We start from the raw sequence: 21945 nt of genomic DNA, 5'->3' as shown, positions 1-21945 counted from the left end.
AGCTGCCCGTTGCCCGGGCCGTGGAGGAGTCGTCAGCTCACGACGAAGAACTGTTCGCCGATCTCGACCCGACTACCCCTGGCCACACGGCACCGCCGGTCGGCGTCGCAGCGCCGCGGAGGAGCATCCGGCTCTTTCAGCACTGTGCCGTTGCCGGAGAAGCGGTCCTTGATCCAGAAGGAGCCGTCCTCCTGGCCGAACTCGAGGTGGGTCTTCGAGACGGAACGCCCGGTGTCGAGCACGCGAACGAGCTGATCGAAGTACTCCCCAGGCTCTGGCCGCGGATTCCTCCCGATCAGGCCAGTGCCGTAGACCGTGACGCTCTCGCCTGTGCTGAACTGCAGAACATAGCGTTCGCCTCCGCCCCGGCGCACAATGCGCGTCTCCTCGACGTCGCCGAGGTCCTCCGCTTCGGGCGCCTCGGCGGCTGCGGAGTCCGCAGCGCTCGACGTCGGGGCGGGCGGAGTCGGCCTGTGGTCCGCCACGGGAAGCGGAACCGGCGGCGCCCCAGGAGGGGACTGCACGAAGATCGGCATGGTCGGCAGCGGGACCGGCCCGGGGGCCGGCGCGGACGTCGGTGTGACATGAGGAGCCGGAGCGCCAGCCTCTCCACCGGCGCCGTCATCACTCGGCGCTGCAGGAGGCGGCATTTGAGGGACGCTGCGGGTGAATGCTGCGCTCACGGATCTCGAGACCGAACCGCACTCACCGCAGAAGATGTCGCCGGGACCGAGAGTCGAACCGCACTGGGCACACTCCAGCGGGTTGCGCTGGACGCCCTCGAGAGCCGCCTCCGCCGCGCTCTGCCCGGCGGAACTCTCGAGGTCTTGCTGCTCGGCTGTCTCGGTGGGTGCGACGCTTTCGACGGCGGCCTCGCCCGAGCCCCTGAACGCCGCGGCGTCCTCAGCTTCGGGGGCAGCATCGCCCTCGTCCTCCCCCGAAAGCGACCAGGAGCGGGCCTGGGCGGGAGTGCCCTCATGCTCAGGGGCGGGAGGCGGCGACACGGGCAGGTCGAGGGGAGCGGAAGGGCCGCCGGTCGCCGCTTCCGCGGCGACGCGCCTGCCGCACTCGCCGCAGAAGATCGCCCCGCGCGGCAGCGCGGTTCCGCAATACGTGCAGGTCATGTGGGCCGTCTCTCCCGGGAAAACAACTCCTTGAGACTATAGCCAGCGAGGGAGCGCAGAGAGACGGCCGCCTTCACCCGCTGCCAGCGCGTGCGGCTCGACGAGATGTCCTCCTCCAGTTCCCGCACCGCGACCCACACCTCTCGCGCTTCATCCTCATCCACCCGCTCGGGGGCGAAGACGGCACGGTCAGCAACTGCGGCAAGCACGAGAGGGCGGACCCCGCCCACGGCCTCGGCGACCTCGCTGCGCGTCGGTGACGGCGGCGGGCTGTAGCCGTAGTCCGCGGTCATGTCCTCGAACTCCCGCCAGCCTCCGCTGACCCGGGCCGCGGCAGATGCGGCGCGCTGCCGCAGATAGCGACGGCGAAGCTTCGCGATGACGATCGCGAGGAAGGGAGCAAGCACGACGAGGATGCCCGCGGCAATCCAGGCGAGTACCGTGAGGGCTGCGAGCAGGGCCGCCACGAAGGGGTCGTCCTGCTCCTCGTCCTCCTGGCTTGTATCGAGCGGAATCTGGTCGCGGCTCGGGTCTGGCTCAACTGCGGGCGGCGGTACAGGGCTCTGGGGGCGAGCGACCTCGGTCGGATCCTCGGGCTCCTCCTCGGGAATCTCCCGCTCGGGCGGCGTCGGGTCGATCGCGACCCAGCCGAACTGAGCCGTATCCACCTCGATCCATGCCGAGACATCGGAGCCGAGGACGACGGTCGTGTCGTCCTCGCCGCCTAAGGGCTCGGGCGCGAAGCCGAAGACGACTCGCGAGGGAAAGCCGATTGCGCGCGCCATGAGCGCGGCCGTGACGGAGTACTGCTCCTCGTCGCCGATCATGCGGGGGCTCGTGAGGAGCTCCTGGATTCGGTCGGCTCCGTGGCCCGAGCGGCTCACCGGCTCGTCGTCTCGAATGCCGTGGCTCACGTACCCCTCAGCCGCGAGGGCCGAAAGCATCGCCTCGAGCCGCTCACCGGCGGTCTCGGCGCCCCGCACCCACGTGTCGAGCACGACCGTCAGCTCCTCGGGAACGACCGCGGCAGGGGGCACGGCGGCGTCGCCGGGGCTCAGGCTGCCGATCCTGCCGCTGCTCGGCTCGGCGGGGATGACCGCGTCGAGAGTGTAGCGATCGCCCGCGTCGAGCCCCTCGAGCACCACCCCCGAGTGCCCCCCATCGTTGAAGAAGAAGCTGTCCGTGAGAGCCGCTGCATCCGTTCCCCAGAAGGAGATCGAGCTCAGCAGGCCTGTCGTGGGAACCCAGATGCCCTCATAGCCGGAGATCTCCACCTCGAGCTCGACGCGTTCGCCCGCAAGGTCGCGCTCGATCGAGGTGGGAAGCCTCGTGAATGATCCGGAGTCGCTCGTCGCGAGGTCGCTTCCGACGCTGAAGACGACGCCGTCGTAGGTGTCAAGGGTGGCCAGGCGGAGCCGAGCCCCCGCCGGAAGTCCCCTGACGGTGAACATGGCCGAGCCTGCGATGGAGGGCTGCTGGTAGCGACGGAAGCTGCTGAGCGGGCTCGAGTAGTCCCGGGGGTCGAAGGGCTGGTCGACGATGTCGCGCAGCACTTCGCGTTCGCGCTCGGGCGGCGCCGCGTTCGCGGACAGACCCCCGACCGCGACAGCGACGAGGAGGATGGCGATCGCGGCCGCGGCACTGCGAACCCCGCCCAGCCGTTCAAGACGAGCGCTGCCGGGCATAGGCGACGTCGCAAGGGCACGGATGCTCTCCCGGCGTCGATACCAGCGACGCCAGCTGAGCCAGCCGAGCACGACCGCAAGGAAGCCGAGCACGAGAGGCACGGCGGTGGGTGCCTCCCTGGGCCCGAAGGCGAGCCCGAGCACGAGCACGAGTGTCGGGGCGAGGACGCCAAGCTCTCCCGTCTCGATCCGCAGCGCAAGAGACAGCCCGATGATGACCGTGACGAGAATGATGAGGAACGCGGGAACGAGGAGCGACTGGTAGCTGCCCACGGGCAGCGCGATCGTGAGGAGTTGCCGCCAGCCGAGCGCCGCCGCACGGATCAGCTCCAGCAGGCCCTCACCCGAGGGCAGGACCCTGAAGAGCGCGCTGTCCGGGATGGCGAGCGGCACGCCGAGGAGGAGGTAGGTCGCGACAGTGACCCCCACCATGACGGGCCCGGGCCAGCGGAACCGCGCTCCCGCGATGGCGATGGCGCAGCCCACGACGATCGTCGCGGCAGCCATGAGGATGAACTGTTCGGTCTGATAGATCGGCCAGAACGCCGTCGTCGCGACGGCGGTCGCCGCGACGAAGAAGGTCGTCGAGAGGAGGGTGAAGACTCCAGAGCCCTGGTCGAACGTTCTCATGTGCGCCTCAGGCCGCCGCCGAGCGGGCGAGGCTCCGCGTGAGGTCCTCGAGGTAGCCGATCGTCAGGACGCTGAGCCCCGGCACGCGGCGGAGTCCGGGCACGGTCTCCGGATCACACACGATTGCGACGACCTCGACGCCGGACGGAAAGCGGGTCGAGGCGGCCCGCAGCTCTCCGGGCGACGGCGTCGAGCCGCAGATGAGGAAGGCAACAGACACGCCGGCCACCTGGTCCGCCACGACCCTGGCCATGTCGCCGAGAGGAAGGGATGCGGCATCCCGCTCCACGAGAGCCAGGTCGTCGAGCAGGCGCCCCGGATTGAGCGTGCTGAGCGCGCGCACGGCGAAGACGCGGTGACGGGCGAACTCGGGGGTGGAGGCACCGACGACGACCGAGATGTTGCGCACGTCGCGGATGGCGCGGATGCCGAGCGACCCCGCTACGCTGACCGCCATCTCGAACTCCTCGTCACTCGCGTAGTCCGACGCCGCGAGACTCAGCGAGATCACGAGGTGACTACGCCGGGTCTCCTCGAACTGTCGAACCATATAGGTGCCCGTCTTGGCGGTGCTCTTCCAGTGGATGTAGCGGCGCTCGTCTCCCGGCGCATACTCGCGTAGCGCGTGGAAGGAGACATCGCTGCTCGTGATGTCCCTCGTCGGGTTTCCCTCCAGGTCGCGAATGAGGCCCGTGCTCGTGCTGGGGATCGCGGTCGTGCGCGGATGCACGTAGAGCTCGTGCACGTCGGTCCAGGCGATCTCGCGGCGAACGAGGCCGATGGGGTCGGCACGCACCGTGCGCACGGGACCGATGGGAAGCATCCCGCGGCGCGAGGTCGGCACGGCGAACTCGTGCGAGAAGGAGCTGCCTCCCGTCAATCCCGGCAGAGCGAACTCGGCGATGCCCGTGCCCACCGGGACCTCGGCCTTGACACCGAAGACTCTGTGGCGGCTGGGGTTGTCGATCGTGATGCGGGCGCTCGCCGTCTCCCCCACGACGACACGGCTGTGCGGCAGGGAGAGATCGATCGTGAAGGCGTTTCGCCCGACGAGATAGATGATGGCGACGAGCACGAGCACGAGCGAGCTGTACGCGGCAGCCAGGAGCTCGGGCCATCCGACGAGATGGGCGAAGAAGAAGGAGAGGACGACGACGCCGACCATACTCCAGCCGAGCGGGGTGACGACGGAGCCGACGCGAGCGGAGACGGTCGCCAATCCGCCGGCAAGGGCTCGGGCGGAGCGGACGACGGTGACGATCAGGTCAGCGAGAATGCCGTCACGGTTGCCGACGATGCGGCTGCGGGTGTTGCTGACGGTGCTCGTCGTGGTGCCCGGATCCCCGCGATACGAGGTCCGGGTCGCGCCGCGCGAACGGCTCCGCCCCGTGCCTGTGAGGGCCGTCCTCGAGGAGACGCGCGCAGTCCCCGGTGTCGTTGCGGACGGAGTGCGCTCGCCGCGCGCGAGACGATCCCGGCTCACACCGCCTGCCTGTCGCTGGGTGGCGAGACCTCCATGAGGATCTGACTCATGATGCTCGAGGCGGTCACGCCGTCGAACTCGGCTTCGGGGTCGAGCACGAGACGGTGGGCGAGGACGGGCTCGGCGAGCGCCTTGATGTCGTCGGGAATCACGTAGTGGCGCGCCCCTGCCGCCGCGAGCGTCTTGGCAGCACGGATGAGGGCGAGGGCGCCGCGCACGCTCGCCCCCAATCGCACCTCCTCGGAGGAGCGCGTCGCCTCGACGATCCTGGAGACGTAGTCGTTGACCGAGGGGTCGACATGCACGGTGCGCGCGAGAGCCGCCATCTCGACGACGGTCTCGGCGGGGACGATGGAGGGCACGACCGTGTCGTGGGCGCGCACCCCCGCACCCTCGAGGATGCGGACGGTCGACGCGTGGTCGGGGTAGCCGATCGACGTCTTCATGAGGAAGCGGTCAAGCTGTGCCTCGGGTAGACGATAGGTGCCAGCCTGCTCGACAGGGTTCTGGGTCGCGATGACCATGAAGGGGGCACCGACGGGATGCGTGACACCGTCGACCGTCACCCGGCCCTCCTCCATGACCTCGAGGAGCGCCGCCTGGGTCTTGGGGCTCGCGCGGTTGATCTCGTCGGCAAGCACGATGTTGGCGAATATGGGGCCGCGGTGGAACTCGAAGTCGCCGGAGCGCTGGTCGTAGATGCTCACGCCCGTGATGTCTCCCGGGAGGAGGTCGGGGGTGAACTGCACGCGATTGCTCGTCCCCTGCACGCTCTGCGCGATCGCGCGCGCGAGGGAGGTCTTGCCCGTGCCCGGGTAGTCCTCGAGCAGGAGGTGCCCTTCGCTCAGAAGCGCTGTGAAGGAGAGCTTGATGACGAAGGTCTTCCCCAGCAGCACCTGCTCGACGTTGGCGACGAGGCGACCGAAGATGTCGGAGAACCATGCCGCTTGTTCCGGTGCCATTGTCATGCTGTCGCCTCTCGTCGTGCCGTCCATCGCTGCATCCTCATTCGCACTGGGTCTCCCCATATTCTGGGTCCTCGTAGCTGTCGACAGTCGCCTTGATGCGGAGGGCCGTGGATCCGGCGGGTACCGTCATGCCGGGACTCCACTGCTGCCAGAACACATCCGGCGGCCAGTTCCCCGTGGCGGCACGGAACAGCACCTCGTAGGTCACACTGCCGACGGCGCCCGTGTTCGGCGGTGCGATAGGGGTGAACTCCTCACCCTCGGCGCAGCTCAGCACGCTCGCTCGCGTCGCGATGGGGGTCGCCTGGAGCACTTCGGATGGCGGTCCGCAGAGGTCCGTGCCGGCGTTGCGGCAGGCCCTTACCTGCACCGTGACGGGCTCGCCATAGCGTGTGGAGCTCGTGGCTGAGGTCACGAACTGCCCTCGGACGACGGGACTCCATGTGCCGCTGCCGCCCAGGGATACCTCGTAGCGCGCGGCCGTGCCCTGCGAGACAGAGAGCGAGGTCACGCGCACGTCGTAGTAGCCGCCGCCCTGGTGTTCGACTCGCAGGCTCGCGCTCGCCTGGCCCGGCGCCCGCATGCTTTCGACGGGACTCGAGACGCTCACAGTGCAGAACATGCCGTTGTCGGAGTACACGGCATAGACGTAGGCAACCCCGTCCTGTGCGCTCGTGTCGACCCAGCCGCTCGCCACCGGGCCGGCGACTCTGTTGGGGTAGTTGCCGCTCGTGCAGGTGGAGGGCGGGGTCTCGCCGCGGAAGCGGGCGACGTGGTAGCTTCCCGTGCCTGCGCCGTTCCAGCCTCCCCCCGTCCACGTGACGCGGATGTCGCCCTCATTGCCTGTCACGGCGGCGCTCACGGCGACGGGGAGCGGCCGGCCGACGGCGGTGACCGAGACGGGGGCCGAACGGTTCCACTCCTCAGCGGTCGCCTGCGCCGAGTTCCGCGCGAAAACGACGACCTGATACACCTGGCCTGGTTGGATGAGACCGCCCGCCGTCGTCGTGAGGCTCGTAGCGGTCGTCGCGATGTCGGCCTGACCGACACCGGGGCCGGCGATCCGCACTGTGTACCCGGTCACCGGGGTGCCCGGCACGGGGTCAGGAACCGCAGACCATGTCACCGTGAGCTCACCCTCGGCCCCGCCCGTCGCCCTCGCGGTCACGCCTGTCGGCGCCGCCGGAAGGTAGTCGACCCGAAGCGGCACGCTCGAGGGGCTTGGCGCTGAGGAACCGAGAGCATTCGTCGCGATGACCTGAAATTCGTAGGATGCCCCCACCGCGAGATCGTCGAGGGTGCACAGCTGCTCGAGGCCGCAGTTCTTGCGGTAGCCGCCATTGCTGCTGCTCACGATCTCGTAGGAGGTGATGGGCGAGTTGTTGGCGGCGGGCGGAGTGATGCGCAGGGTCACCGCGCCGTTGCTGTGTCCGCCGACCCGGGAGGGCGCGACGGGAGCATCAGGCACGTCCTGCACGGAAATGGTCACGGTTCCCCAGGTGTATCTGCTCGGATCCCGCGTCGCATCCGCCACCTGGTACTGCAACTGGGTGTCTGCGGCCTGAGCGTTGGAGGCGACGCTGACGGTGAGCCTGCTACGGTCGGCGCTCGGCACGACCGTCACCCCCGGTGGCAGGGCGCCCCCGTCGATGCCCCGGATGCCGACTACCGTGAGCGGCTGGCCGGGGAACGGGTTCGCAGCGTTGTCGTTCGCGAGCACGTCGATCGTCGTCGTCTCGCCCCTCGGGGTGATCGCCGTGTCGGGTGCAGGCCGGGCGAGGGGCCTACTCGAGGCGACGACCCGCAGAGTGATCGTGCCCGCCTGCCCGTCGCTCACGTCGTCGCGGACCCCCAGCGTGATCGCAGTTTCGGAACCCTTGATGGCGTTTGCGGCGGCCCGCAGCGTGAGCGTGCTCCCCGTCAGCGTGTAACTGAAGTCGCGCGGGAGGGGTTCCAGCACGCGGTAGGTGAGCTCCTCGACGTCGTCGGGATAGGGATAGTTCGTCAGCTTGAGAAGGTCGAGCGGCTTCTCCTCGGCCGGCTCGAACTCGATCGTTCCGCCCGCGAACACGGGGGGCTGGTTCTCCCGCGGGGTGACACGGATGGGGAGCACGAGGGTTGCGGTGCGGGCGCCCGGTGCATCCGCTGTCACGCCGTCTGTCACCTCGAAGGAGATGGATGCCGGGCCAAAATATTTGTCGGCCGAAGTGAAGACAAGCGTGTCGTCGTCGATCACGAGCGGGTCGCCATTGGCGTTCGTGGCACGCACCGTCGTGCGGTCGGTGAGGCGAACCTTCTGGCCGCCGACGGCGATGACGTGGTCGTTGATGTCGATCACGAGACGCGACTCGCTCGCGACGACGAGAGGCGCGGCGCGGCGATCGAGCTGCGGTAGGGCGTCGTCGAGCCCCGGCACGCGGATGAACGCGTAGGAGACCACATCGGGGTCGGCGGGGTGGATGACAGCGAAGGGGATGATCTGCCGCCGCTCCACGATCGTGACGGTCACGGTGCCGTCAGCGTCCACCTGGGCGTTGTCGCTGAAACGGTCGAGGAGCTCGACCGTCAGGGTGTCGACGGGCCCGTCGGCGAAGAAGACGTTCTGCAGCACGTCGACCGTCACCGTCTCCCGGTCGAGGATGTCCGAGAGGGTGAGGACGGTGTCGTTCGCAAGCGGATGTGCGTAGGGCGCCTCCGCGTCGACCGTCACCGTGATGAAGTTGGAGCTGGTTCCGCCGAAGTCGTTCTCGATCGTGTAGATGAGGCCGTACTGGCCCGGCTCCTCCGGCACGACGACGACCACGACCTCGCCCTCGATCTCCGCCTCGACATCGCTCGTGTTCGGCTCGACGTCAATGACGCTGAGCGTGCCGCCGTCCGGGTCGATGTCGTTGGCGAGCACCTGCACCGAGATGGTGCCGCCGGGCTTCGTCGTCACCTCATCCGCCGTAGCGACGGGGTTGCGTGCCTCCTGAAGGGGCGGGCTGATGCCGATGCGCACCGTTCCCGTCGCGCGAGCACCGAGGCTGTCCATGACGGTGTAGGTGAAGGTGTCGGTTCCCGCCGAGTACTGGCCCGCCTCATACTCGATGAAGTCCGTGCCGACCTCCGTCACGGCCCCCTTCTCGGGCGCGCTCTCCTGCCCGAGAAGCTGCACCGAGTCGCCGTCCGGGTCAATTCCCGTGAGGGGGATACGGATGCTCACGGTGCCTCCCGCGATGACGCGCGCCGTCACGGTCGTAGGCGTCGGGGCACCGTTGGTGGCTTCGACGACCTCCCGCACAGCAATGCGCACCTCGGCCTGAGAGGTCTGCCCGTCGGGCCCCGCGATCTCGTAGACCGCCGTGAAGTCACCCGTCTGCTCGGGGGCGAGGTAGCGCAGGCGATCGCCTGAGGCGAAGAGGAGGCCGGAACCCTCGGCCCCTTCCACGAGCTGCGGGTTGAGCGTCAGTGCCTCGCCGTCGGGATGCAGGTCGTTGGCGAGCACGGGAATGTCGATCGTGTCGCCGACGCGCACGGTGACGCTGTCGGGGCTTGCGACGGGCGCCTGCAGCTGCGCGGGCGGGATCTCGATGACCGTGATGGCGCCGTCGGCCGACGCGAGCCCATTCGTGATGCGGTACGACACGGTCACCGGCCCGCTGTCGAGCGGCGCCTCCAGGGTCAGCCGGATCGACCTCTGCTCGAGGATCTCCGCTCGCACGCCCATGGCCTGCTCGGTCGAGACGGATGTCACCATGAGCACGCCGCCCGCAGGATCGATGTCGATCGAGGCGACGTCGATCGTCTCATCGCTGAGCGTCTTGATGAAGATGGTCTTGGGGATCGTGATGGGAGGAGAGTTTGCGTCGGGCGGCGCTTCCACGTCGATGCGCACGATGCCCGTCACCGTCTGGCTGCCGTCAGTCACGACGTACTCGACGTAGAAGGTGCGCACCTGCTCGCTCGAGAAGCGGAATGTGCCGCTGTCCAGGTTGGTCGTGATGGTGGCCCCCGTGCGCGAGGGCACGGCGCTCAGGCGCACGGTGCCTGTTCCGCCGCGCACATGCTCGAGGGGCGCGACCCGCACCTCGCCGCCCGCGTAGGCCCGCACGGCAAAGGGGTCGGCGATGATCGGCACCTCGCCCGGCGCGCTGACCGTGATGGCGAGTGAGCCCGAACCCCGGGCGACCCCATCCGTCACCGCGAGCGCAACCGTTCGGAGGCTTGCTGCTGCCCCGCCCTCCTGGAAGACGACGGCCCCCTCTGGCTTGAAGCTGACCACGTCCGGGTCGGCGGTCGAGGCACCGACGAGGTAGAAGGGGTCCCCGTCCGGATCGACCCAGTCACCGAGGACGTTCGCGGTGAGGCGCCCGCCCTGTGCGACGCTGCTGCGCGACTGCCGCACCTGCACGGGGGCCCCATTCTCCTGAGGGGAGCGCACCTCGACCGTGACGGTCGCCGAGGCCGAACCGCCGCGACCGTCAGTGATCGTGTAGGGGAAGGTGATGACGCCCGACGCCGTGTCGCTCAGGGTGATCTGCACCTGTTGCCGGTCGCGCACAAGATCGAGTCGGCCCTGCGTCTCGTCGATCTCGCCGACCTCCGAGACGACGAGGACGTCGCCGTTGGCGTCGTAGTCGTTGAGGAGCACGGGCAGGACGGTCGCGCGCCCCGGCCGGGCACCGAAGACGTCGTCGACCGCGACGGGAGGGACCTGGGTCTTCTCGAACTCGGGCGGGGTGTCCGTATCGTTCTGTTCGACCTGCTCCTGGTTCTCCTCGACCGTGATGAGCTCGCTCCAGTTGTTGATGAGCGCGCCGTCACCCTGGACCGCCCAGGAGCGTCCGGAGCTGGGGTCGTTGAGCAGGAGCCGGTCCTCGTTGAGGGCGAAGTCCAGACGGGCGGCCGCGGCATCCGAACCCGCCAGCTCCAGCTCGACGGGCGCAGCGCCCTCGCAGTCACGCCACGCGAGACCGTCGGCCCAGGCCGCGAATGCGCATCCGTCGACGACGATGGGGGCGGCGGCCGTGGCGGAACGCTCCTCAACGAGGACGCTCACCTCGCCGCCGAAACCGATCTCGAAGAGACCGCCCTCCCACGCCAGAAGCACGGAGTCGGCCGCGTCACCCGGATGCTGCAGCAGCGGCCGCTCCCCCGGGCTCAGCTCGTCTGAAAGATCGACGACGGTTCCGTCGAGCCAGAGGCTGCGCGAGGAGTAGTCAAAGATGACGGCGCGCTCCCCCACAGCCGTGATCGCGACATCCTGCCCCTCTCCCGAAAAGTCGATGACGCGGCTCTCCGCGGCGGACGTCACGGCCCCGGCGCCTCGACTCAGGTCCACGCGGTAGAGCTGGGAGGTGTCAGGAGAGAAGGCGTGCAGGGTTCCGTCCGGGGCGACCGTGACCGCAGCGTTCGAGCCGAGGCTGAGGATAGGCTCGGTCGCCGCATCGAAGGAGCCGAGCTCAGAGCGGGGAACGATCCATACCTCGCCCGTCTCCTCCGCTCGCACGATCGCCGAATTGCCGGAGAGCACGACCCGAGGCGCCTCAGTCGGCAGCGCGACGCTGTCGACGACCTCGGATGTCGCGGGGTCGACGATGTCGAGGCGCGTGTTGGCGCGGTCCACGAGGAGCACCGTGCCGCCCTCCTGGACCACCTCGAGTTCGCTTCCCGAGCTCTCCACGACCGTGTTCAGAAGGTTGATCTCAGTGTTCGCACGCCCGATCACCTGTTGCTGCCCGTTGGCGACCCAGACGGAGCCGTCGCCAAGGTCAAGGCGCTGCGCCGTGTAGCCCTGGGAGACGAACGCCACGATCGCGACGAGCAGTGCGATGAGAAGGATGCTCGTCGTCGTGATGACAGCCGAGACGTGTCGTGAGACCCAGGCCCTCAGCATTGGCCGCGTCCCTCTGCCACGGTGCGGACATCAAGCATCATTGGCCGACGGTCGCGCACTTCTGGTTGCTCGGCGAACCCGTCGTACCCGAACGGTTCACGGTCACGGTGATACACACCTCCTCGCCGACGTCGCCCGCCACGACAAACGCGGGGTTCGTCTGCATGCTCCTCGCACCGTCGGAGGTCTCTATCTGATAGGAGTCACCCTCGCGCAGGCCGGGGTCCGGCCATGTGAAGACGACGTCGCCGGCACGCTCGCGCGCCTCAATGTCGGTGACGACCGGGATCGAGGAGTTGTTGCGCAGGAGAACATAGACAGCCGTCGCCGCGAGGGCCAGCACGAGCACGGCCGTCACGACGAGGGTCCAGGTGAGAGCCGTCGCACTGCGGGATGCGGGCTGCGTGATCGAGCCACTGCGGCTCGGCTGAGCGTTCTCAAGCACAACGCTCTCGGGGGCAGTGGCCGCTCGCCGCCGACGCCGACGTCGCGGACGCCCCGTAGAGGTCGAGGCATCGGAGTTGAGTGCCCGCACTCGCGTGCGATCCTCCAGGTCGGAGACGGTGCCGAGCGCCCAGTCATCCATCGCCACCTCGATGGGCGTCTGTGCGAGGCCCAGCTCCGACTCGATCGCCTGCAGCTCGTGCACGAGCTCGAGGATCGTGCGGGGGCGATGCTCGGGGTTGCGCGACATTGCGCGCGCGAGCGCCGTCTCGAGCGAGTGAGGGACATCGGCCCTGTCGATCGGCTGCGGGCGGCCCCGTCCAATGCGCGCGATGAGGTCAGCGCTCTTGTTGGACTTGCCGGGCACCTCGAAGGGCGATCGCCCCGCCAGGAGCGAATATACGGTCGCGGCGAAAGACCACACCTCGGCGGCGACGGAACCCGAGTTCTCGCCCAGGAGCACCTCGGGCGCCGACCACGGTATCGACATGCCGACCGCCTCCTCGGCGTCGGCAGTCACGAGTGTGGCCGCGATGCCGAAGTCGGAGAGCACGGGGTGCCCATAGGCCGTGAGCAGGATGTTGGAGGGCTTGATGTCACGATGGAGAACGCCCGCCCGGTGGGCCGTCTCTACGGCGCTGCCGATCTTGACGGCGATGCGCAACACCTCGGCGACCGGCAGCGGCTCTCGCCGGTAGCGCTCGCTCAGCGCTGAGGAACACATCTCCATGACGAGGTAGGGCCGCCCGTCGGATGAGACGCTCGCCTGGTACACGGTGAGGATCGACGGATGCGAGCTCAGCTGTGCCATGAGATTCGCCTCGGCCTGGAACATCTGGCGCACGTGGTCGTTGACGACCTCGCTGAGCAGCACCTTGACCGCCACCTGGCGTCTGGGCATGTTCTGCTCGTAGAGGAAGACGTCGGCGAAGCCCCCCGAGCCGAGGATGTGCACGTGGCTGAAGCCCGGCAAGACAGGGGGTTGAGACGGCAGGCGTCGCGCCATTCAGCCACCCCCTTGGCGGATATGGGTCGGAAGCATTCCCTGACCAGACGGACACTACCGAGCTCCGCAGGGTCCTCGGCGAGGTTACATTCTAGGTCAGCACCCTGCGAGTACTACCCGCTTTATCCCCGATGAGGACGACTTTTCCACCCCCGTTCGGGGGGCAGTACTCGGGTTTACTCCTCGCGGTCGCTCCCCGGGGCGGGAAGCTCCCCCGTCGGCGGAAGCGTGTCCTCCTCGTCGGCGGCGTCGTCGTCCCCGCGCGGCCCGGTCGCCTCCCCGTCGCCTCCCGGCGCCGAAAGCACGTCGACAACAACCGCGGTCACGTTGTCTCGGCCGCCTGCTTGAAGGGCTCGCTCCACGAGCTCGTCCACGACGACGGCAGCGGCGGAACCCGCCGTGAGTACACCCTCGATCGTCTCCAGGTCGACCTCTTTCGTGAGACCGTCCGAGCAGAGCAGGAGGCGCATCCCGGTGCGCAGTGGAATATGCCAGAAGTCGGGAACCGGGTCGGCATTGAACCCGACGGCTCTCGTGATGATGTTGCTGTCGGGATGCGCCTCGGCTTCGCTCGCCGAGATCATGCCGGCATCCACCATCTCCTGCACGACGGAGTGGTCGACGGTTACCTGCGCGAGCACCCCCGCGTCAACGACGTACACGCGCGAGTCCCCGACGTTGAAGACGAGCCACGAGGCCTCCCCCTCCTCGATCGTCAACATCGCGCCCGTCACGGTCGTGCCCACCCCGAGGCTCGCCTCGTCGCTCACCTCGGCGATGTCCTGCGTTGCGAGGTGGAGGGCGGCGCCAATCTCGCTCGGCGCGCCGACGATGTCCGCTGTAGCCTCCGCAAGTCGCCGCACGACGGCGGCGCTCGCAAGATCGCCTGCCGAGTGGCCGCCCATACCGTCGGCAACCGCGAAGAGGGGCGGAGATGCGACGAAGCTGTCCTCGTTGTGACGCCGGCGGTGCCCCGTGTGGGTCGCGACCCCCCAGGCCAGCTCGACCTCACCGCCGTCGGGCAGCTCGAGACGATGGTGCGAGGTGTTTCGGCCGATCTCGGTCACAGAGCTGCTCCTTCACTGGGGGTACTCTCCCCCGCCCCCCGCCGCAGCGGAAGGATCTCGACACGGTTGCCGTCGCCGATATCGATGACAGTCCCGGGCGTCACGACGAGCGATTCCCCCGGCCGTAGGGCGCGCGGCCTCGACCCGGGGACGGCAACGATCGTGCCGTTGGTCGAGCGCAGGTCGGTGACGACGACGGATGCCCCCTCCTGTCGCACCTCGAGGTGCGTGGCGGAGACCTCCTGAAGCGGCGACGGCACCCGCACGAGGCGGGGCCGGACCCGTTGCGGCACGCGCGGCAGGCTCGGTCGGCGGCCGATGTGGGCGGGACGATCAAGGTCAATGGGAGTGTGACTGTTGACGGCGAAACGATAGTGGAGCGGGGCTGGTGCCGGCGCAACGGCGACGGCAGGTGGCTCGCTCACGGCGGGTGACGACGGACGACTTGGGGACGTCGCCCCCGTACGCATTCGCGTCAGGAGGATCGTATCGGCGGAGTCGACATGGGAGTCGACGGCAGCGCGACGCGGCGGCCGGATAACCGTCTCCTCAGTGTCCTGCTCCACACCTAAAGCCTATTCCTTCGCGGAGGACCCAGACAGCCGCCTCACGACGACGTGCTGAAGAGCCGGGAGATGGCGTCGACCTGCTCGGGAGAGGGCGTCCACGCGGCCGCCGCCGCCGCGTTCTGACGCACCTGCTCGGGAGTCGTCGCGCCGGCGATAACGCTCGTCAGAGCGGGCTGGGCCAGCAACCAGCCGAAGGTGCCCTCCAGCATCGAGACGCCCCAGCTCTCGAGCATCCGCTCGTATTCCTCGACGATGTCCCACGGTGCGTTCTCGAGAATGTGCGGGCGCTGCCTCATGATGCGCGAGTCGGAGGGGCCGCCCGCGCGCGAGAACTTGCCCGTGAAGAGGCCGTTGTGCAGCGGGAAGTAGGGAAGGAAGCCGAGGCCGAAGGCGCGGACGGCGGGAAGGACCTCCCGCTCGACGTCGCGCGCGAGCAGGCTGTATTCGTTCTGCGCAGAGATGAACCGCGGATGCCCCGCGATCCGCGCTGAGAACTCCGCCTCCACGATCTGCCAGCCAGCGAGATTCGAGTGACCGATGTAGCGCACCTTTCCCTCGCGAACGAGGTCGTCGAGCACGTCGAGCGTCTCCTCGATGGGGGTGAAGGGGTCGGGAGTGTGCAGCTGATAGAGGTCGATCCAGTCGGTGCGGAGCCTCCGCAGCGACCCCTCGACAGCGAGACGCACATAGCGTCGTGATGCTTTTGCTCCCCCGCTCGCAATCGGCGAGTCGAAGTCCGCGTGCCCGAACTTCGTCGCCAGCACGATCTCGTCGCGGCGCCCCTCGAGCGCCGCGCCCATCATCGTTTCGCTGCGCCCGAAGGCATAGCCGTAGACGTCCGCCGTGTCGAAGAGGGTGACGCCCGCATCGAGGGCCGCGTGGATCACCGCGGTCGTTCCCTCCTGCCCCTCCGTTGCCGTGCCTGGTCGCCCGAAGTTGTTGCAGCCGAGGCCGATCGTGCTCACGCGAAGACCGGAATCTCCCAGGTTTCGATACTCGATGCTCATGCCCCAATCCTGCCGCGTGTGACGAGCGCGTCACCGCCCGGACCGCACAGGTCCGGCTGGTATTCTCATGCCAGGCACAGCAGGGAGACAGCGGGTGGAGTACCTCGACGACGACCGCGCCGCCCTGCCCAGGCGACCGAGGCGGCGTCGGCGCAGCGGCATCCTCTCGACCATCGCGGGTCTCATCATCGTGGGCGTGCTCGCCGCCGCCGGCATCTGGGTGGCCCGCAACCCTCAGCCCATCATCGACCAGGTGACCGTGTGGCAGTACGAGCCCGACGCCGTCATCGCCGCCCACGTCGAACGCCTGCAGCTGAGCGACCACGGCCGCTTCCTCTACTACGCCAGCCAGCCGGTCGTGAGCAGCGGTGATGCCTTCACCGATCAGTGCCCCATCGACCACAACGAGCAGGAGTTCGGCGTGCTCGGATGCTACGTGCACTCCGACAAGACCATCCACCTCTTCGACGTGACTGACCCCCGCCTCGATGGCGCAGAGGAGGTCGTCGCGGCGCACGAGATGCTCCACGCCGCATGGGATCGGATGGGGGACGGCGAACGCGAGCGGCTCACGACGCTGCTCGAAGCCGAGTTCGAGGTACTCGTCGATGACCCCGAGTTCGCCAAGCGCATGGACTTCTATGCCCGGCATTCCCCGGGGCAGCGTGCCAACGAACTGCACTCGATCATCGGTACTGAGGTCGCAAATCTCTCGGCCGAGCTCGAGGAGTACTACTCCCAGTACTTCGTCGACCGCGCGATCGTGACGAATCTGCACGCCTCCTCCTACGCTGTCTTCGTCGAACTGCAGGAACAGGCGGATGCCATCGTGTCGCAACTCGAAGCGCTCAAAGCCTCCGTGGAAGCCGACTATGCGAGCTACACGGCCGGCTATGACGAGCTCAACAGCGACATCGAGGAGTTCAACGAGCGCGCCGAGAGCGGTTTCTACACCGAGCAGGGATTCACCCTCGCGCGCGCCAGGCTCGTGGCGCGCGGACAGGAACTCGATGCCCTCTACGCCTCCATCACGGCGCGCGTGGATCAGTACGACGCCCTCACCGCCGAACTCGAAACGGTCAACGAGACCGCCGCTCAGCTCTATCGCGGACTCAACATCGGCGGCGAGATCGAGGGGGAAGTAGCGCCCGGCTGAGTTCAGTGGGAGGCCATGAGCCGCGAGACGGCGCTCGTGCGCGCGAGTTCGGACTCAATACCGCGCACGGCATCCGCGAGAGGCTCCGCGACAAGTGCCCTGAAGGATGCCGCGTCCCGCGTACTCACATGGGAGGAGACGTTGACGGCGGCGAGGACGCGCCCCTGAGCATCCGCGATCGGCATCGCCATGGAGCGCAGGCCGTGTTCCAGCTCCTGATCGGTCAGCGACCAGCCCTGCGCACGCACCCGTTCGAGCTCGGCAAGCAGGTCCGCGAGGGCCGCGATCGTGCGGCTCGTGCGGCGTTCCAGCGGCACCGAGGCGTAGCGCGTGGCCACCTCCTCGGGCGGCAGCGCCGCGAGTAGCACGCGCCCCATGGAGGTCGCGTGCGCGGGAAAGCGCGTCCCGATCGTGATGCCGATGCTCATGATGCGCTTGGTGGGCACGCGAGCGACATAGACGATGTCGGTTCCGTCGAGCACCGATACGGATGTCGTCTCCTGCACAGTGGCGGCGAGGCGCTCGAGATGCTGCATCGCGAGATCCTGCAGCCTCAGCCCCGAAAGGTAGCTGTACCCGAGATCGAGCACGCGCACCGTGAGGGCGAAGACCTTGCCGTCCGTGCGAACGTAGCCGAGTTCGCAGAGCGTGAGGAGAAAGCGGCGGGCGGTCGCGCGGGTGAGCCCTGTCCGCCGCGCGACCTCGCTCAAGCTCATCTCCGGATGCTCGGCGTCGAAGGCGCGGATCACCGCGAGGCCGCGCACGAGCGACTGCACGCCGACGGCGGCTGGCGCTGCCTCGTCCGCCGCATCCGCCGTGGGCGCCTGCCCAGCCAGGGTCACCTCGACCGACCTCTACACGGTCGGCGTGGACGAGGTCCTGTTCGGCGCCTCGGCCTTTGCCCGCTGGATCTGCTCGTAGACGTGGCCGCGCAGCTCGGTGAAGCGCGCCATGGATCGCGTCTCGAGCTGGTCACGGTCGGCCGGAAGGTCGATTGTGAGGTCCTCCTGCACGACGGTCGGCGAGCTCGACAGCACGACCACGCGCTCGCCGAGATAGACCGACTCGTCGATATCGTGGGTGACGAAGAGGACCGTGATGCCCAGCCGCTTCCACACGCGCCGCACGAGGTCTTCGAGGTCGGCCCTCGTCTGAGCGTCGACGGCGGCGAAGGGCTCATCCATCAGCAGCACCTTGGGCTGGTAGGCGATCGCGCGGGCGATCGCGACGCGCTGCTGCATACCGCCCGAGAGCTGCCACGGGTAGCTCTTCGGCACATGAGCGAGCCCGACTGCCTCAAGGGCGTCGTCCACCAGCCGGTCGCGCTCGTCCTTGGCGACTCCCTGGTTCTTGAGGGGCAGCTCGACATTGTCGCGAATGTTCATCCACGGGAAGAGGCTGCGACCGTACTCCTGGAACACGACCGCGAGCCCCTTGGGCGGGCCCGTCACAAGCCGTCCGTCGAGCGCGACGAGGCCTGACGTGGGCGCGAGCAGCCCGGCGATGCACTTGAGAAGGGTGGTCTTGCCCGCGCCCGACGGGCCGACGAGGCAGACGAACTCCCCCGCCCTGATGTCGAAGTGCAGGTCGCGGACCGCCTCGATCTCTCCCCCATCGGTCTGGTACACCTTCTTCAGGTGCTGCACCGAGAGCGCGACATCCTCGGGCACCTCGATCACACCCGTCTTGGGGCCGCGGTTCGTCTTCGTGGTGGTGTTGCTCATCGGTCAACCTCTCTCAGGCCGTGGTACCAGCGGAGGACCCGCTTCTCGGTGAACTGGAAAACAAGGGATAGGGCGACGCCCAGGAGTCCGAGCAGGATTATGCCCGTCCACATCTCGGGCACCGAGAAGGTGCGCTGGAACTGCACGATGGCATAGCCAAGGCCCGAAGAGGATCCGAACATCTCCGAGATCACCATCAGGATGAGCCCGATCGAGAGCGACTGCCGGATGCCCGTCATGATCTGCGGGCTCGCCGAGCGAAGCACCAGGTAACGCATCCTCGCTCCCCCTGAGATGCCGTAGACACTGCAGGTGTCGTTGAGCACGGGGTCGACCGCGCGCACACCCTCGATCGTGTTGAGCAGCACGGGCCAGATACAGCCGAAGATGATGACAGCGACCTTCATCTGGTCATTGATTCCGATGATGAGGGCGAGTACGGGGATCAGCACGGGCGGCGGAATCGCGCGCAGGAACTCGAGCGACGGTTCCGTGAGCTGGCGAAGCAGGCGCACGGAGCCGATCACGATGCCGAGCACGATCCCCAGCACGATCGAGATCGCGACGCCCGCCAGCAGGCGCCCGATGCTCGGGAGCACGTCGGTCACGAGCCGGTCACCGAACCAGACATCGCCGAAGATCTCGAAGAGCTGGAGCGGCTTGGGCACGAAGAAGTTGGTGTTGCCGATCGTGAGCGCCCACCAGAGCACCAGAAGCAGGATCGGAAGGCCCACGAAGTAGGCCAAGCGCTTGGCGAGGCTCATACCGCCACATCCCCTCTCACAGAGGAGTGCCAGCGCAGCGCGCGACGCTCCACAAATCGCATCCCGATGTTGATCACGACCCCGATGAGGCCTGTCGCGATGACAAGGGCGTACATGGGCACGACGCTGCCTCCCGAGCGGTTGAGCTCGATCTGCTTGCCGAGCCCCTCTGTGCCGATCACGAGCTCGGCCGTGATCGCCAGCACGAGAGCGACCGCGGCGCCGAGCCGCAGGCCCGTGATGAGGTACGGCAGTGTCGTCGGCCAGACGACGTGCCGCACGCGGGCCCACCAACCGAGGCCGTAGCTCCTCGCCGTGTCCATTGCAACGTTGTCGACATCCGCCGTTCCGTAGAGCACCTGGATCAGGATCTGCCAGAACGAGGCGTAGACGATGAGGAGGAGTGACGACTCGATGCTCACGCCGAAGAGAAGCACGGCGAGCGGGATGAGCGCGACCGAGGGGATCGGGCGGAGGAACTCGATCGTCGTGTGGGTGGCACGCCGGAGGAAGTCGCTGCCGCCGATGATGAAGCCGATCACGGTCGCGGCGGCAGCGGCGATCGCGAGGCCGATCGCCCAGCTCGTCATTGTCTGGCCCACCGCTGTCCAGAAGTCGGCGGAGACGAAGTTGCGACCGAGCTGCAGAAGCACCTCACTCGCGGGAGGGAGGAAGCGTGGGTTCACAATCCCCGTGCGGGATGCGAGCTCCCATACGGCGAGGAAGAGGAGGATGCCCGCGATTCCCAGCATCGGGCTGGCGATCGGGTGCTGGTTCCAGGGGATGCTGCGCCGTGTGGCGGGCGGGGATTGGGCTGCTGTCACGTTACATCTCTCTCATCATCGAGGTGGTGCAGGGTGTGTCGAGCTGGTGGGGGGTGCACGGCGTTCGCCGAGCGGCGGGTCATTCCAGAACGAAGAAGCTGTCGAGATCGGGCGCGGTTTCGAGCCCACTGAACTTCACCGCGGCATCCGCGAGCTTCTGCGCCGCGTCGAGGTCGACCTCGGCGCGGAAGCGCGGCAAAGCGATCTCCTCGATGAGCTCGGGGCTGATCTCCGTGTAGGTGCTGAGGATGCGCCTTACCTCGTCGGGATTGTCCTCCGCGTACTGCAACGAGCGGTTCATGGCGGCGCGGAACGCCTCGACTACCTCGGGGCTCTCCTGCAGGGTCTGCCCGCTCGTGAAGTAACCGGCGATGTCGAGCTCGGGGTCGAAACCGTTGAAGTTGGAGAAGAGGATCCTGGCCCCCGCGTCAACCGCCTGCGTGAGGAATGGCTCGACGATCCACGCCGCGTCGATTTCCGCGTTCTCGAGCGCGGCGGGCGCATCCGGGAAGCCGACCTCGACGAAGTCGATTGCCGAGGGGTCGCCACCATCCTCCTCGACGATGTAACTCACCGTGCTATCCCCGATATTCGCCAGGGTGTTGACCGAGACGGAGCGGCCCGAGAGGTCGGCGGCGGTCTCGATGTCGGAATCTGCACGAACGACGACGGAGCCGAAGTCCCTCTCGAGGTCCTCGCTCGCCGTCACGCCATTGGCGACGACCGTCATGCTCATGGGCGAATCGGCCCCGAACTGGCTGTTCGCGAACATGAGCGAGACGTAGTTGCTGAACCCGAAGTCGAAGTCGCCGCTCACGACGCCGGGAACGATCGCGGCACCGCCGCCCGCCGTCTCGATCGTGAGGTCGAGACCCTCGTCCTCGAAGAAGCCCTGATCGACGCCGAGCCAGAGCGGGGCAGTATCGGCGATGGGGATGACGGCGACGCTGACCGGGATGAGGTCCCCTTCGCCGCCGGCGACGTCCTCGCCGTCCGCGCCTCCGCTGCACCCAGTGAGTGCGAGCAGGCCGACGAGACCGATCCCTGCGATAGACCTAGCGCTCATGTCACCACTCCGTTGTGCGTGTCGTTCGCCTCGCCGCGAGCCGCGGCATCCGTTCGCCTGGCGAACAAATGTTCTCCAGGCAAACAATGATTGCGAATTGAAACTATCGGTGTGGCGACGGGAGCGCAAGTATGACCCGCTCCGGGATCAGTCGGTGGGCGGGTCCTCCTCGAAGACGCGCTTCACGACGGCGAAGGCGGAATTGGCCGACGGCACGCCGCAGTAGATCGCCGACTGCAGCACGACCTCGACGATCTCCTCTCGGGAGAGCCCATTGCGCTGCGCCGCGCGCAAGTGCATCGCGAGCTCCTCCAGGTGGCCGTGCGCGATGAGTGCCGTGAGCGTGACGGCGCTGCGCATGCGCCGGTCGATGCCGGGGCGCGTCCAGATCTCCCCCCACGCGTAACGCGTGATGAGATCCTGAAAGTCGGCGGTCGCCGCCGTGATCCCCTCCGTCGCGCGATCGACGTGGTTCGCGCCGAGCACCTGACGGCGCACGGCCATGCCCTCGTCATAGCTCTCCTGGTTGCTGCGGCTGTCCTTCGTCATG

Annotated in this window: 16 protein-coding genes; 1 reads left to right on the top strand and 15 read right to left on the bottom strand. The window is 68.0% G+C overall.

The window, feature by feature from the left end:
- Window positions 1-32: 32 nt before the first annotated feature.
- The 9 genes from OH146_RS12995 to OH146_RS12955 form a co-directional block, all read right to left on the bottom strand.
- Window positions 33-1124: an FHA domain-containing protein gene (locus tag OH146_RS12995; RefSeq protein ID WP_265161457.1), complete on the bottom strand. Its 1092-nt coding sequence runs from the start codon at window positions 1122-1124 to the stop codon at window positions 33-35.
- On the bottom strand, window positions 1121-3439 hold the full coding sequence (locus OH146_RS12990; RefSeq protein WP_265161455.1) for a transglutaminase domain-containing protein: 2319 nt from the start codon (window positions 3437-3439) through the stop codon (window positions 1121-1123). The genes OH146_RS12995 and OH146_RS12990 overlap by 4 nt, the downstream gene beginning before the upstream one ends.
- A gap of 7 nt (window positions 3440-3446) precedes the next feature.
- Entirely contained in the window at window positions 3447-4922 is a 1476-nt protein-coding gene (locus OH146_RS12985) for a DUF58 domain-containing protein (protein WP_265161454.1), read from the bottom strand.
- A complete protein-coding gene (locus tag OH146_RS12980; protein ID WP_265161452.1) occupies window positions 4919-5890 on the bottom strand; it encodes an AAA family ATPase in 972 nt (323 codons plus the stop codon). Before OH146_RS12980 ends, OH146_RS12985 begins: the two co-directional genes overlap by 4 nt.
- A gap of 37 nt (window positions 5891-5927) precedes the next feature.
- Window positions 5928-11768, bottom strand: a complete 5841-nt coding sequence (locus tag OH146_RS12975; protein ID WP_265161450.1) for an Ig-like domain-containing protein — start codon at window positions 11766-11768, stop codon at window positions 5928-5930.
- A 37-nt stretch (window positions 11769-11805) separates the two neighbouring features.
- A complete protein-coding gene (locus OH146_RS12970; RefSeq protein ID WP_265161448.1) occupies window positions 11806-13218 on the bottom strand; it encodes a serine/threonine-protein kinase in 1413 nt (470 codons plus the stop codon).
- Window positions 13219-13394: 176 nt separating this feature from the next.
- Entirely contained in the window at window positions 13395-14285 is an 891-nt protein-coding gene (locus OH146_RS12965; RefSeq protein ID WP_265161447.1) for a PP2C family protein-serine/threonine phosphatase, read from the bottom strand.
- On the bottom strand, window positions 14282-14851 hold the full coding sequence (locus OH146_RS12960) for an FHA domain-containing protein (protein WP_265161445.1): 570 nt from the start codon (window positions 14849-14851) through the stop codon (window positions 14282-14284). Before OH146_RS12960 ends, OH146_RS12965 begins: the two co-directional genes overlap by 4 nt.
- Window positions 14852-14892: 41 nt before the next feature.
- Complete coding sequence (locus OH146_RS12955; RefSeq protein ID WP_265161443.1) at window positions 14893-15861, bottom strand: aldo/keto reductase; 969 nt, start codon at window positions 15859-15861, stop codon at window positions 14893-14895.
- Window positions 15862-15955: 94 nt separating this feature from the next.
- On the opposite strand from OH146_RS12955, the gene OH146_RS12950 reads away from it, so the two are divergent.
- Entirely contained in the window at window positions 15956-17017 is a 1062-nt protein-coding gene (locus OH146_RS12950) for a hypothetical protein (RefSeq protein ID WP_265161441.1), read from the top strand.
- Window positions 17018-17019: 2 nt separating this feature from the next.
- Here OH146_RS12950 and OH146_RS12945 read toward each other — a convergent pair whose 3' ends face one another.
- The 6 genes from OH146_RS12945 to pcaC form a co-directional block, all read right to left on the bottom strand.
- Window positions 17020-17733, bottom strand: coding sequence for an IclR family transcriptional regulator domain-containing protein (locus OH146_RS12945; RefSeq protein WP_372508510.1), 714 nt, complete (start codon window positions 17731-17733; stop codon window positions 17020-17022).
- A 138-nt stretch (window positions 17734-17871) separates the two neighbouring features.
- The gene (locus OH146_RS12940; protein WP_265161439.1) at window positions 17872-18741 is read right to left on the bottom strand and encodes an ABC transporter ATP-binding protein; all 870 of its coding nucleotides are present in this window, start codon (window positions 18739-18741) and stop codon (window positions 17872-17874) included.
- A complete protein-coding gene (locus OH146_RS12935) occupies window positions 18738-19505 on the bottom strand; it encodes an ABC transporter permease (protein ID WP_265161437.1) in 768 nt (255 codons plus the stop codon). Before OH146_RS12935 ends, OH146_RS12940 begins: the two co-directional genes overlap by 4 nt.
- Complete coding sequence (locus tag OH146_RS12930) at window positions 19502-20257, bottom strand: ABC transporter permease (protein WP_265161704.1); 756 nt, start codon at window positions 20255-20257, stop codon at window positions 19502-19504. Before OH146_RS12930 ends, OH146_RS12935 begins: the two co-directional genes overlap by 4 nt.
- A gap of 151 nt (window positions 20258-20408) precedes the next feature.
- Window positions 20409-21395 (bottom strand): ABC transporter substrate-binding protein, encoded by a 987-nt coding sequence (locus OH146_RS12925; protein WP_265161435.1) that lies wholly within the window; start codon window positions 21393-21395, stop codon window positions 20409-20411.
- Window positions 21396-21542: 147 nt separating this feature from the next.
- Window positions 21543-21944: a 4-carboxymuconolactone decarboxylase gene (gene pcaC, locus OH146_RS12920; RefSeq protein ID WP_265161433.1), complete on the bottom strand. Its 402-nt coding sequence runs from the start codon at window positions 21942-21944 to the stop codon at window positions 21543-21545.
- Window position 21945 lies beyond the last annotated feature (1 nt).

Source organism: Homoserinimonas sedimenticola (assembly GCF_026094475.1).
GTDB lineage: Bacteria > Actinomycetota > Actinomycetes > Actinomycetales > Microbacteriaceae > Homoserinimonas > Homoserinimonas sedimenticola.
Note: the sequence above shows the minus strand (reverse complement) of the source record. Positions and strands in the feature narration are given on the sequence as shown.

Bases quoted from the DNA above. Each gene is read 5' to 3' on its own strand.
- OH146_RS12995 (WP_265161457.1), bottom strand. From the start codon at position 1,124: ATGACCTGCACGTATTGCGGAACCGCGCTGCCGCGCGGGGCGATCTTC.
- OH146_RS12990 (WP_265161455.1), bottom strand. From the start codon at position 3,439: ATGAGAACGTTCGACCAGGGCTCTGGAGTCTTCACCCTCCTCTCGACG.
- OH146_RS12980 (WP_265161452.1), bottom strand. From the start codon at position 5,890: ATGACAATGGCACCGGAACAAGCGGCATGGTTCTCCGACATCTTCGGT.
- OH146_RS12975 (WP_265161450.1), bottom strand. From the start codon at position 11,768: ATGCTGAGGGCCTGGGTCTCACGACACGTCTCGGCTGTCATCACGACG.
- OH146_RS12970 (WP_265161448.1), bottom strand. From the start codon at position 13,218: ATGGCGCGACGCCTGCCGTCTCAACCCCCTGTCTTGCCGGGCTTCAGC.
- OH146_RS12955 (WP_265161443.1), bottom strand. From the start codon at position 15,861: ATGAGCATCGAGTATCGAAACCTGGGAGATTCCGGTCTTCGCGTGAGC.
- OH146_RS12945 (WP_372508510.1), bottom strand. From the start codon at position 17,733: ATGAGCTTGAGCGAGGTCGCGCGGCGGACAGGGCTCACCCGCGCGACC.
- OH146_RS12940 (WP_265161439.1), bottom strand. From the start codon at position 18,741: ATGAGCAACACCACCACGAAGACGAACCGCGGCCCCAAGACGGGTGTG.
- OH146_RS12935 (WP_265161437.1), bottom strand. From the start codon at position 19,505: ATGAGCCTCGCCAAGCGCTTGGCCTACTTCGTGGGCCTTCCGATCCTG.
- OH146_RS12930 (WP_265161704.1), bottom strand. From the start codon at position 20,257: ATGCTGGGAATCGCGGGCATCCTCCTCTTCCTCGCCGTATGGGAGCTC.
- OH146_RS12925 (WP_265161435.1), bottom strand. From the start codon at position 21,395: ATGAGCGCTAGGTCTATCGCAGGGATCGGTCTCGTCGGCCTGCTCGCA.
- pcaC (WP_265161433.1), bottom strand. From the start codon at position 21,944: ATGACGAAGGACAGCCGCAGCAACCAGGAGAGCTATGACGAGGGCATG.